The organism is Vibrio sp. 2092 (assembly GCF_033339635.1).
GTDB lineage: Bacteria > Pseudomonadota > Gammaproteobacteria > Enterobacterales > Vibrionaceae > Vibrio > Vibrio alginolyticus.
The window spans coordinates 214,274-226,401 of record NZ_JAWOUY010000005.1; the positions used below are offsets into that span (position 1 = coordinate 214,274).

Annotated in this window: 12 protein-coding genes; 5 read left to right on the forward strand and 7 right to left on the reverse strand. The window is 44.3% G+C overall.

Annotation, left to right across the window (positions count from 1 at the left end; all coding sequences use genetic code 11):
* Positions 1 to 19 precede the first annotated feature (19 nt).
* Genes flhA through R7P80_RS11405 form a run of 7 tightly spaced genes read right to left on the reverse strand, consistent with a single transcriptional unit; the run spans position 20 to position 6,287 of the window.
* Positions 20 to 2,110 carry a flagellar biosynthesis protein FlhA gene (gene flhA, locus R7P80_RS11375; protein WP_225491624.1) on the reverse strand — a complete coding sequence of 697 codons (2,091 nt, stop codon included), beginning with the start codon at positions 2,108 to 2,110 and terminating at the stop codon, positions 20 to 22.
* A gap of 31 nt (positions 2,111 to 2,141) precedes the next feature.
* The gene (gene flhB / locus R7P80_RS11380) at positions 2,142 to 3,269 is read right to left on the reverse strand and encodes a flagellar biosynthesis protein FlhB (RefSeq protein WP_005375025.1); all 1,128 of its coding nucleotides are present in this window, start codon (positions 3,267 to 3,269) and stop codon (positions 2,142 to 2,144) included.
* Positions 3,266 to 4,042 carry a flagellar biosynthetic protein FliR gene (gene fliR / locus R7P80_RS11385; RefSeq protein WP_005375027.1) on the reverse strand — a complete coding sequence of 259 codons (777 nt, stop codon included), beginning with the start codon at positions 4,040 to 4,042 and terminating at the stop codon, positions 3,266 to 3,268. The genes flhB and fliR overlap by 4 nt, the downstream gene beginning before the upstream one ends.
* Positions 4,042 to 4,311 carry a flagellar biosynthesis protein FliQ gene (gene fliQ, locus R7P80_RS11390; protein ID WP_005375036.1) on the reverse strand — a complete coding sequence of 90 codons (270 nt, stop codon included), beginning with the start codon at positions 4,309 to 4,311 and terminating at the stop codon, positions 4,042 to 4,044. Before fliQ ends, fliR begins: the two co-directional genes overlap by 1 nt.
* A 12-nt stretch (positions 4,312 to 4,323) precedes the next feature.
* Positions 4,324 to 5,082 carry a flagellar type III secretion system pore protein FliP gene (gene fliP, locus R7P80_RS11395; RefSeq protein ID WP_005375037.1) on the reverse strand — a complete coding sequence of 253 codons (759 nt, stop codon included), beginning with the start codon at positions 5,080 to 5,082 and terminating at the stop codon, positions 4,324 to 4,326.
* Positions 5,083 to 5,100: 18 nt separating this feature from the next.
* Positions 5,101 to 5,472: a flagellar motor switch protein FliN gene (fliN, locus tag R7P80_RS11400; protein ID WP_005375038.1), complete on the reverse strand. Its 372-nt coding sequence runs from the start codon at positions 5,470 to 5,472 to the stop codon at positions 5,101 to 5,103.
* Positions 5,469 to 6,287 carry a FliM/FliN family flagellar motor switch protein gene (locus R7P80_RS11405; RefSeq protein ID WP_005375039.1) on the reverse strand — a complete coding sequence of 273 codons (819 nt, stop codon included), beginning with the start codon at positions 6,285 to 6,287 and terminating at the stop codon, positions 5,469 to 5,471. The genes fliN and R7P80_RS11405 overlap by 4 nt, the downstream gene beginning before the upstream one ends.
* 379 nt (positions 6,288 to 6,666) lie before the next feature.
* Between R7P80_RS11405 and R7P80_RS11410 the strand changes: the two genes are divergently transcribed.
* From R7P80_RS11410 to R7P80_RS11430, 5 genes are read left to right on the forward strand one after another with little or no spacing between them, the layout of a single operon-like run.
* On the forward strand, positions 6,667 to 7,686 hold the full coding sequence (locus R7P80_RS11410) for an OmpA family protein (RefSeq protein ID WP_170897363.1): 1,020 nt from the start codon (positions 6,667 to 6,669) through the stop codon (positions 7,684 to 7,686).
* Positions 7,686 to 9,017, forward strand: coding sequence for a sigma-54 interaction domain-containing protein (locus R7P80_RS11415; RefSeq protein WP_031778880.1), 1,332 nt, complete (start codon positions 7,686 to 7,688; stop codon positions 9,015 to 9,017). Before R7P80_RS11410 ends, R7P80_RS11415 begins: the two co-directional genes overlap by 1 nt.
* 15 nt (positions 9,018 to 9,032) lie before the next feature.
* Positions 9,033 to 9,389 (forward strand): flagellar hook-basal body complex protein FliE, encoded by a 357-nt coding sequence (gene fliE / locus R7P80_RS11420; RefSeq protein ID WP_005375045.1) that lies wholly within the window; start codon positions 9,033 to 9,035, stop codon positions 9,387 to 9,389.
* Between the two features lie 3 nt (positions 9,390 to 9,392).
* Entirely contained in the window at positions 9,393 to 11,144 is a 1,752-nt protein-coding gene (fliF, locus tag R7P80_RS11425) for a flagellar basal-body MS-ring/collar protein FliF (RefSeq protein WP_005384024.1), read from the forward strand.
* On the forward strand, positions 11,113 to 12,126 hold the full coding sequence (locus tag R7P80_RS11430) for a flagellar motor switch protein FliG (RefSeq protein ID WP_054702013.1): 1,014 nt from the start codon (positions 11,113 to 11,115) through the stop codon (positions 12,124 to 12,126). The genes fliF and R7P80_RS11430 overlap by 32 nt, the downstream gene beginning before the upstream one ends.
* The last annotated feature ends 2 nt before the right edge of the window (positions 12,127 to 12,128 follow it).

Consider the following 12,128-nt stretch of genomic DNA (forward strand, 5'->3'; position numbering starts at 1 on the left):
CGCATGTGTTGAAATAAGATTAACCAAGGTTTCCTACCACATTGATTTGTTTGTTTTCTGGGATTTCGTTGTAAGACAATACTGCCAGCCCTTGTGTAAATGTGCGAGCGTAACGCGCTAGAAGAGGGCGCAGCTGTGGCATAACGAGAAGGATCGGAGGTAGCCCCTGTTGTTTAAGCTGTTGTCTAATCAATGGCAAGTTTTGTTGGAACTGACCAAGAATGTTTGGCTCAATTGGGAAGCTATCTAGTGTTACCGTACCAGAAGATTGTGCTTGTTGCAGTGAAGTTAGTAGCATTTGTTCTAACTCATCAGACAGTGCGTAGACATTTAATTCGTTCTTTTGTCCTGCAATTAAGTTAACAAGCGTACGCTTTAGTGCACAGCGTACATCAGATGCAAGTAGGATCGGGTCCTTTGTATTTTCCGCGGATTCCAACATTGTGTTGGCAATCGTGCGAATATCTTTTAGTGGCACTTGGTCCAATAAAAGCTGGCGATATACTTTCAGCTGCTGTGCTGGATTAAGTGCTGCTGCTAATGCTTCTGCTAGTTTCGGGGCTTGTTGTGTCAAACGCTGGGTTATTGCTTCCACATCGTCGTGCGTAAACAATTCTGCAAGGTTTGTCTTCATGATTTTACTAATATGAGTGGCAATAACAGTGCCATCATCGACAACTTGGTAACCCATATTAAGTGCTTTTGCTTTATCTTGATGCTCAATCCACACAGCTGGCAACTGATAAGCAGGATCGCTACCCAAAATGCCATCTACCTCACCGTAAGTTTCGCCAACCGCTATCGCCATTAAACGCTCTGGTTCAATAAAACCTTGCTCAATGACTTCGCCATTTAGAGAAATTGTGTATTGGTTTGGCTTGAGGATCAGATTGTCACGAATACGAACTTCAGGTAATAAAAAGCCAACTTGTTCAGAAAGGTTTCGACGCACACCGCGAATTCGTTGTGATAAAGGTGCCCCTTGTTCTTTGTTGACTAGATGGACGAGTCGGTAACCAAGCGCAAGTGATAATGTTTGGACGTGAGGAATATCATCCCATGTCAGCGGTGTATCATCGTCTTGCATCGCTTGTGAAAGTGCTTCGACCTCTTCAATCTGGGAGTCTTGCACTGGCTTCTTGGTTTGACGCCACCCTGCGAACGCTAATGCGCCAGAAAACGCAAAAAAGGCTAGGTGTGGCATACCCGGTACCATACCGATTACCGCCATAATACCTGCGACAGTAAATAGCGTTGCAGGAGTTGCCAGTAATTGCTTTTGCATGGTTTCCGACATGCCATTATCGCTATCATTAATTCGCGTAACGATAATCGCGGCAGCCGTTGCCAATAGTAGTGAAGGAATTTGAGCAACTAGACCATCACCGATTGTGAGTAGGGCATAAGTTTTAAAGGCGTCAGACGCAGCGAGTCCATGCTCGAAGACACCAATACTAATACCACCAATGATATTGATAAACAGAATCAACAAACCTGCGATGGCATCGCCACGCACAAACTTTGATGCACCATCCATCGAACCATGAAAATCGGCTTCGTTGGCGACTTCTTTACGGCGTAAGCGAGCCGTTTCCTGATCGATAAGGCCAGCGTTTAAGTCGGCATCAATTGCCATTTGTTTGCCTGGTAAAGCATCCAACGTAAAGCGGGCTGAAACCTCAGAAATACGTTCACCACCTTTGGTGATTACGACGAAGTTGATGATCATCAAGATGACGAACACCACCATACCAACGACGTAGTTACCGCCAATGACGACTTCACCGAATGCTTGAATGACCTTACCCGCTGCGTCACCACCATTATGTCCTTCTAGGAGTACAATTCGCGTAGAAGCCACGTTCAATGTGAGACGTAATAATGTTGCGACCAGCAAAATAGTTGGAAAAACAGAGAAATCTAATGGTCGCTTTGCGGTTGTGCTGACCAGCAATACTAGGATTGCTAAGACGATATTAAAGGTAAACAGCGCATCCAGTAGCAGAGGAGGCAAAGGAAGAATCACCATTGCTAATATCATTAGCAAGACGATTGGAATGCCAACGTAGCCTTTGGTTGATGTTTGAAGTTGTTTTAACCGGTTAAGCATACTTTCGTGTCCTTGGATAAACGCGGGTTAATCAGTGCTGCAAATGTTTTGGAATCGAAAAATGAGGTAAAGGAATTGGCTCTTTTCCCTCACCTTTACGAAAGGCTTTCAATTGCAAAACGTAAGTAAGAATATGTGCCACTGCGATGTACAGTTGGCTTGGGATTGCTTGTTCAATCGCCGTCGTGTGATAAATCGAACGGGTAAGTGGCGGGGAGTTAATGATTTCCACTTTGTTTTCTCGGGCGATACGTTGAATGTGCATAGCGGTTTCGTCTACACCTTTTGCGACGACAAAGGGCGCGTCAGAAAGCGAAGGCTCGTACTTCAGTGCGACTGCGTAGTGCGTTGGGTTTGTGATGATCACGTCAGCCGTCGGCACCATTTTATCGATCTTACGGCGCGCAAACTGTTGCTGTATTTGACGAATACGTTGCTTTACTTCCGGACGACCTTCATTATTTTTAAATTCCTCTTTCAATTCTTGTTTCGTCATGCGGAGTTCTTTTAGGTGTTCCCAACGCTGATAAGGAATGTCGATAACCCCAAATAACAACAATGCAAAGCCCATTAAGAGTAAGCCTTCAAACAGAATTGACATTACTAGAGAAAAACCTTGGCTGAGCGGGAGATTTTGCATGCCAAGTAATGGCTGTAAGTGGTTGTCTAAGTAGCCATATAAGATGCCGAAGATGACGGCTACTTTGAACGTCGACTTTAAGAGCTCAACCACTGAGCGGGTCGAAAAAATGCGCTTTATCCCGCTCAAAGGATTAATTTTGCTCAGCTTTGGCATCACGTTCGCTGGACGGAACATCCAACCGCCTAACACAAGGCTACTACCACAGGTCACGATAATAATGACGGTAAACAATGGTAATAGCATGTCGATGATGACCGCTAAACTTTGTCCCAATTGCTCGACAAGTTGTTTAGGGTTTTCTAGGTCGGCTCGTGTCAGCATCATGTTGTAGCGAAAGATCCCCGACATGCTTTCCCAAATACTATTAAGCTGAGAGTAAAAGTAGAGCGCCACCGCTAGAAATATTACCGCAGTAGTAAACTCTTTCGCGCGAGGAATTTGTCCTTCCTGGCGGGCTTTCTTTACCTTCTGCGGTGAGGCTTTTTCAGTTTTGTCTTGAGAAGATTGATCGCTCATGCTCCCCCCAACATAAAGTTACTCAAGTGTCTAATGGTGTCGTGAACGAGCGCCGTGTAGCGACCAGGAACACCAGAAACTGAGATTAATACGCTGAATAGACCCAGCAGCATCGTCATAGGAAAACCTAACGCATAGACATTAAGTGATGGTGCGGCTCGGTTCATTACACCAAAACTGATGTTGGCTAGAAGCATGGAAACAATAGCGGGCAAAGCCAAAGCGAGTGAAGAGGCAAACATCCAACCGAAAATATTGACAACACCTTGCAGAGAAAGCGATGTGATACCAGATCCGACTGGCCAAACAACAAAGCTTTGAATCACGATATCTATGACGAGTAAGTGTCCTTCTAGCGCAAGAAACAACAAGGTTGAGAAAATCAGAAATATGCGTCCCAAAATGGCGACAGAAAGCCCGTTAATAGGATCATTCATCATCGCCATACCTAAGCCCATTTGCAGAGAAATCACCTGACCAAGCATGGTGAAAACGTTAAAGAGCATGTGCAAAATTAACCCAAACATTACTCCCCAAATAGCTTGCTCAAAAGCAAGGAACAGAGAAGTCATAGAGAATAACTCGACTTGTGGCATGGGTGGCATTAACGGTCCAGTAATGACAACGATCGAGAGGGCCAGTAAAGTACGAACCCAAACAGGAATAATTGCATCACCAAAGAAAGGCATTGAAATAAATACGGCTCCCACACGAAAAAACGGCCACCAGAGTTGACCGAGTATCGCCGAGAGCTCTGCAAATGTGATGGCCATTAGCCAATCATCCCTGGTATGTTGTGGAACAAGAAATCAAACAGTTCCATGATCTTACGTAGCATCCAGTGACCTGCAAAAATCACCATTAATAAGGTAACGAGCAAACGTGGCAAAAAGCTGAGTGTTTGCTCGTTGATTTGTGTGGCAGCCTGAAATACGGCGATACACAAACCGACAATTAAGCCTGGAACAACCAATACGGCAACCATCAAAATGATCAGCCATACTGCATCGGAAAATAACGTTACGGTTAGTTCTGGGGTCATAACTGCTCCTAGTTAACCGAAGCTGGCAGATAAGGTGCCAACTGTCATTGCCCAACCATCCACGAGTACAAATACCACCAACTTAAAGGGAAGTGAGACAATTAAAGGTGATAGCATCATCATACCCATTGCCATCAGGACACTGGCGACAACCAAGTCGATGACCAAAAACGGGATGAAAAGCATAAAACCAATTTGGAAGGCGGTTTTTAGTTCACTAATGACAAATGCAGGCAAGACAACGGCAAATGAAATATCCTCAACGTTTTGGTCGAGAGGCTCATTGGCAATACGTAACATTTGTTCAAGAGAGCTTTGGTGCGTCTGTGCCAGCATGAACTCTCTCACTGGTTTCTCTGCAACAGAAAAAGCCTGTATTAGCGTGATTTCGCCGTTGTCGTATGGCTGAAACGCATTTTCATAAATATCGCTCCAGACAGGGCGCATAATCAGTAACGTCAATGCGAGAGCGATCCCGACCAACACTCTGTTAGGTGGGCTTTGTTGAAGACCAAGAGCTTGGCGCAAAATCGCAAGGACAACGACAATTCGAGTAAAGCTCGTCGCCATCAAAATAAATGCTGGAAGAAAACTGAGCGCCGTCATCAACAACAGAATTTGCAGTTTAACGCTGTATTCTTGTTGTGTGTCGCCATCAGAAACGGACAAGATAGTTAAGCCGTTGTCAGCCGCCATTGTTGGGAAAGCAAACAAAAGTGACACCAATACCAAAAGAGGTAACCAACGGTGCCAAGCGCTCAGATTTTTCATTGTGATGCCTACCTAAGATTATTGACCAACGCCACTCAATGCAGAGTCATGTACATCGATCAGACGAAGTCCATACTTATCATTGACAACGACAACTTCAGCGTGGCCCATAAGAGAACCGTTTACTTTCACGTCTAAAGGCTCGCCATTGAGCTTTTCCAACTCGATAACCGTGCCTTCACCCGCTTTCATTAAGTCCCCAAGTGGGATCTCCTTACTCGCAACTTCCAGCGTGACTGTGACAGGAATGCTTTTGAAAAAGCTAAGGTCACGTTCCGCAGTGGCTGGTTCTTGTTGGAGCGTATCTTCGGCTTCAAAGTCTTCTAATTGAAAATCATCAAAGTTCAGTTCTTCTGCGTCGAATGCATTAGTTTCTAGCGCTTCGCTCATCGCTGCGGTTCCTTATCAGGGTTAAAGATCAAAACAAGTTGGCCGTCTTGCTCGGCAATACGACCTGTAAATAGAGATTGGTTGCCAATGCTTACTGGAACCGTGTTAAGAAGCTCAATAGGTAAAATATCGTTGGGTTGTAAGCCAACCACATCACTTAAAGGCATCTTCTTTTTACTTAGAACAACGTTCAGTCGAACGGGGGTCGTCTCTAAAGAACGACAGAAAGGTTGAAACAAATCGGTATCAGGCTGCAGTTCAAGCTGCTCGATTAGCGTTTGAATAAGATGACCATCTAGCTTGAGATGAATTGAGCCTTGATGATCGTCAAACGCAATGTTTAATTGAACGTTAATGCCAATACCTCTAGGGGTCTCATACTCACCCGTGTCCCACATTTCACCAGGAGCAAGCCAACCGATGATGATTCGACTGATGCGCTCTTGTAAACGTAAGTCACTGGCCGTCAGAGTAGCGGCTGAGCGCTCTGCACTTGCACCATAAAATCTATCAGCCAACTTTATGAGCGTGTGAGGGTTACCATGGATGAATACCATGCCGCCTTCCTGATGTTGATAGGTCGACGTTTGTTCTTTGTCCATCTCAACCGATGTAAAGCGGTGCAAGTCTACTGAGGTTAAGCTAGCTTCCACTTTTCCTGTGCTGAGCCAATTTTGTAATTCAGTCGTAAGGTTTGAGCAAGATTCTGAAATTAAATTATCGAGCTTCTCACGAATGATATGAATAGGTTTGCCTAATAATTCTACATCAAGTAGTTGACTATCAGAAATAGGCTCGCTAACTCTATTTTCCATTTATATTTTACCGTGCGTTAACAATCGAAAGTGTTTTAACTTAATGGCGTGTAGTCTACACAGAAATTTTAATGATCTTTTAGCTCCAAACTCTAAGATTGTGACTTTAGTTCACATGTTGCTTTGTTCATATAGTCATAATCTTTTAATGAAATTTAAAAAGAGTTAGTTTTCTTTATAAATCGCTTAATAAATAAAATAACAATGTTGAGCGTTTTAGTTGTTATAGATTTTTTAAATTGCCTTTATGGCGTAACAACAACTTCAAATAAATAAATTATAAGATACTGTTTTTTATGCTTAAAGCTTCCATTGGAGGCTAAGCGTGCTCTCTTGAGCGTTTTGTAACCAATTTTAATATTCAGAATAGGTAATTAAAATGATTAGCTATGCCAGTTCTCTCGGCTTGGTGGCATATTTAATTAAACGGTTTAAGTCATGGGAATGTAAGATATACATGAATCATGTCCGTTTGATAATTTGTAACACAATTATTGTTATCAGTTTTATTTTTTCAAAAGTGTCATATTCAGAAGAAGTCTTAACAATCCCTATGGACCTCTCTAAATGGACATATGAGGGAAATAAATTCAAATGCAACTTGTTGCAATCAAATAATGACTATGGGAAGTTTTATTTCCTAGCGGAACCTAATAATAAATTCTATTTTATTTCCGATATAGAATATGAAAACAATAAATGGAAAACGATTGCTTTAACAACTCAAAATGCTCCTTGGAGTGATGAGCTTTATAGAAAAGAATTTGGTTCCCTTGAATTTACTAAGCCGTCTCAGCGTTTCATCTTTAATAAAGGCGCTGAAGAATTCATGGATTCAATTGCTTCGGGTAGTTGGGTGACGCTGTCAGTTAAAGGAAGTAATGCTTCCTCTGTTTCAGAGATTGTGATTCCTACTCTTCAAATTCAAAACGCATTGAAATCATTTAATGCGTGTCGCGCGCGATTGCCTAAATTGTCTTTTTCAGAGGCAAGGGATATGGCGCTCTCATTTGAGTTTGGTCAGAAGACGTTAAGTCGTGGACAGAAAGCAACACTAGAAGCGCTGTATAGCTATGTATCTGTGGATGATCGAGTGACCAAAATCCTCATCGACGGTCACACCGATAACGTTGGTTCAAGTTTAACGAACCTTTCTGTGTCACGTACTCGAGCAGAGCAAGTCACCAACGCTTTGATTGAGCTTGGGGTCGACGAGTCGATGATCGAAACACGAGCTCATGGTTCGCGTTACCCAATTGCCAGCAATAACTCGGTTAATGGCCAAGCAAAAAACCGACGTGTCACCCTGCGTTTAGTGAGGGACAATGAGTATACGGCTACGAAACACCACCCAGATCTACAATCACAAAATCAACAAACGAAAGTTAAGGTTCAATGATGACGAAAACGAAAATTTTGTTGGTTGAGCCAAATGAAGCTCTTGCTCAACCAGTATTGGATGTGTTGCAAAATGCAGGTTACACCGCGAAACACACTCGTACTGGTCGAGGCGCTTTGCTTGAAGAGCGAGCAGAAATCACTTTAGTGAGCTCTACGCTGCCGGATATGTGTGTTCGTGAGTTTGTCGCGTGTCACCAAAAGCAGCGAAATTCGGGTGTCGTTATTGCGATTGTCGACCAAGAACAAGGCATCTTGGCTGCTGAGACGATGAAAGCGGGCGCTACTGATTATCTATTACGCCCATTTGAATCTAATCAGTTGGTTAATCTGCTTAAACGTGTTGAAGCGTTAGGTAAGCCAATGGCCAACATTGTTGCGGAGTCTTGGAGAAGCAAACAAGTTCTGCAATTAGCGCATCGTGCAGCATGTACTAACGCGAGTGTGCTTATTACAGGTGAATCGGGAACGGGTAAAGAAGTGCTGGCGCGATATGTGCATGAGCACTCTCCGCGTATCAATGGTCCATTTGTGGCGGTTAACTGCGCCGCCATTCCAGAGTCAATGTTAGAGGCTGTGCTATTCGGTCATGTAAAAGGCGCGTTCACCGGAGCGACAAATTCTCAAAGCGGTAAGTTTGAAGAAGCAAATGGCGGGACGATTCTGCTTGACGAGATTGGTGAAATGTCACCTGCGGTTCAAGCTAAATTGTTACGCGTCCTTCAAGAGCGTGAAGTAGAACGTGTTGGTAGCCATAAAGCCGTTCAGCTCGATATTCGTGTTATTGCGGCAACCAACAAAGACTTACGTGAGGAAGTTCAAAAAGGCACGTTCCGTGAAGATCTTTATTATCGATTAGATGTGCTGCCTCTGCACTGGCCGCCTTTGCGTGAAAGAAAAGAGGACATTCTACCGATTAGCCAATTCTTTATTGAAAAGTATCAAGATAGCAGCCGCTGTCACTTATCCCAAGATGCGATTAGTGCGCTGAGTCAGTATCACTGGCCGGGCAATATTCGTGAGTTGGAAAATGTCATTCAACGCGCTTTGGTCATGCGTCATGGTGATTACATTACAGCCCATGACCTGATGCTGCCTATTGAGCTTGTCGCGTCAGTTCCTACAGCAGAGCCAACTTCAAGTTTTGGTCATGTAGAAGCGAAGAAGCAAGCTGAATATCAGTTTATTTTGGAAAAGTTACGTCAGTTTGGTGGAAACCGAACGAAAACCGCAAACGCGCTTGGAGTCTCTACTCGAGCGCTACGCTACAAGCTCGCAGCAATGCGAGAACATGGTATTGATTTACAGTCGGCACTAGGCTCGGCTGCCTAATAGGAGAAAAAATAGATGGCAAGTCAACCTACTCATGCGGTCTCGGCAGAGCAACTTATGTTGTCAAAAATGCAGGCGATGCAGGCACAAGTGCAGCCGCCAGAGTTTATCGTGAGTGCAAATCCTTTAGATCAACAATCACTAAACGCACCTTTATCGTTCTCACAAGCGATGACAAATGTGTTGGATACAGTGAATCAACATCAATCAGTGGCTAGTCAAAAAATGACGGCCGTAGAAACAGGAAAAAGTGATGACCTAGTTGGTGCAATGGTCGCGAGCCAAAAAGCCAGCTTGTCCTTTAATGCTTTGATGCAAGTGCGCAACAAAGTCGTGACCTCATTTGAAGATATTATGAAGATGCCGGTGTAATTCATGTCAGAACTAACCCCCCAAGTCGCCGGAAACACAGCTATGGCTACCGGCACAGCACAGACATTTTCTACTGCCAACGGCATGGACGATGTGACAACGAAGCTGAAGCAAATCTGGTCTAGCAGTCAGAGAAACTTAGTGCTATCTGCGGTGTTAGCTGCGATTGTTGCAGCGATTATTGTGGTTGCACTATGGAGTTCCTCGCAGAGCTTTCGTCCGCTATATAGCCAACAAGAGCGTTTTGATATCGGCGAAATTGTGTCGGTATTAGAAAGCGAAGGCGTAAGCTACCGCATGCAAGAGCAAAATGGACAAGTTCTTGTACCAGAAGGTGAGGTTGCGAAGGTACGCATGTTGCTTGCATCAAAAGGTGTTAAAGCTAAGCTGCCGACAGGTTTGGATTCGCTCAAGGAAGATAGCTCTCTTGGTACGAGCCAATTTATGGAAACAGCGCGTTATCGTCATGGTTTAGAAGGTGAGTTAGTACGTACTATCATGTCTTTGAACTCAGTAGCGAACGCGCGTGTTCATTTAGCAATACCTCGTCAAACTCTATTCGTCCGCCAAAACAGTGAGAATCCTTCAGCATCTGTCATGCTTGAGCTCAAACCTGGTGAAGACTTAAAGCCTGAACAAGTTGAAGCGATCATTAACCTAGTGGTCGGTAGTGTCACGGCAATGAAGCCAGAATTTGTTTCTGTCATTGACCAGTATGGCCGTCTTCTTAGTGCGGATGTCGCTTCTGCGGAAGCCGGCAAAGTAAACGCGAAATATCTTGAATACCAGAAGAGTGTTGAAAAACAGATCATCCAACGCGCAGCAGATATGCTTACGCCGATTGTGGGGCCGAGTAACTTCCGCGTACAAGTCGCTGCCGATCTGGACTTTAGCCAAGTTGAAGAAACACAAGAAATTTTGGATAACGCGCCGGTTGTGCGTAATGAGCACACCATTCATAACAACTCGGTTGATCAAATTGCATTGGGTGTTCCTGGTTCTCTAAGTAACCAACCGCCAGTGACAGGATCTGGTGAAGTGGAAACGAACGATAGCCAAAACACGAATGCGCGATCTGAAGTGAATCGTCAATATGCTGTAGGTAGTAGTGTTCGTCGTACTCAATACCAACAAGGCCAAATAGAAAAGCTTAGTGTCTCGGTTCTGTTGAACTCCAAAGCTTCGCCAGATGGTGTGGCGTGGAGTGAAGCCGATAAAGAGCAAATCTCAAACATGATCATGGATGCTGTTGGTATCTCTGCCACACGAGGTGACAGCTTAAGTTTAATGAGTTTCAACTTCACCCCAATCGAAATTGATGCTCCTCCTGCACTGCCGTGGTGGCAAGACCCTACAGTACAGCAGCCAATACGCTACGTTATTGGTGGCTTGTTAGGCTTGGCGATGATCTTCTTCGTACTGCGTCCATTAATCATGCACCTAACTGGCGTTGATAAACCTGTGCCTGAGCTAAATTTTGCTGAGCCTCAGGAAGAGCCTGACTACGAAAACTTGCAAACGCGTGAAGAGCGCGAGCATGAAGAAGTACTTGATCGCCGCCTATCAGAAAAAGGCATCTCAGCCTCTTCAGGTTTAGATGTAAACAGCGACATGCTACCACCAGCAGGTTCGCCATTAGAAATTCAATTGAAACACCTACAGCTTATTGCTAATGAAGAGCCAGAGCGCGTAGCCGAAATACTGAAACAATGGGTAAACATCAATGAACACAGTTCTATCAAAGCAGACGCTTAGTTATGTTGAACAAACCGCGCTCGTGCTATTAGGCATGGGCGAGGATGCCGCAGCAAAGGTTTTGCAACACTTTAGCCGTGATGAAACCCAGCGTGTGACTCGTGCAATGGCGAAGTTAAATGGCATTAAGAGCGATTCTGCTCGTGGTGTTATTCAAGCTTTCTTCGAAGATTTCCGTGAGCACAGCGGTATTCGAGGAGCCTCTAAGGAATACCTATCTAATACATTGCGTAAAGCGTTGGGTAACGATTTGGCAAAAGGGTTATTGAATACCTTATATGGCGATGAAATTCGCAACAATATGCAGCGCTTACAGTGGGTGGAAGCAGAAACTCTCGCTCGTTTCATTGTGAACGAGCACCCACAAATGCAAGCAATTTTTCTAGCGTATTTGCCAGCAGACAGCTCTTCAGCGGTATTGAAGCACTTGCCACAAGATTACCATGACGAAATCTTGTTCCGTATTGCTCAATTGCAAGATATCGATCATCAAGTTGCCGTTGATTTGCATGAACTCGTTGAGCGTTGCATCGAAAAAGTATCCGCAAGTCAAAGCACGCCGTTATCAGGTGTTAAGCAAGCAGCAGATATCATTAACCGCTTTGAAGGTGACCGTGGTTCATTGATGGAAATGCTGAAGTTGCATGATGAAGATGTTGTTAATGCAATTGAAGAAAACATGTTCGACTTTATGGTTCTTGGCCGACAACGCGAAGAAACTATGGACATGTTGGTGCAGCAAATCCCGCTAGAGTTGTGGGCAGTTGCGCTAAAAGGTTCCGATATTACCTTACAACAAGCTATTAAGCGTTCAATGCCGCAACGTATGGTGAAAGCGCTAGAAGATGACATGGACGCACGCGGCGCTGTTGCGTTAAGTCGAGTTCAAAAAGCACGTCAAGACATCATGCAAATGGTACGTGAGCTGGATGAATCTGGTGAAGTTCAGCTGCTTCTCTATGAAGAGCCAACGGTGGAGTAAGG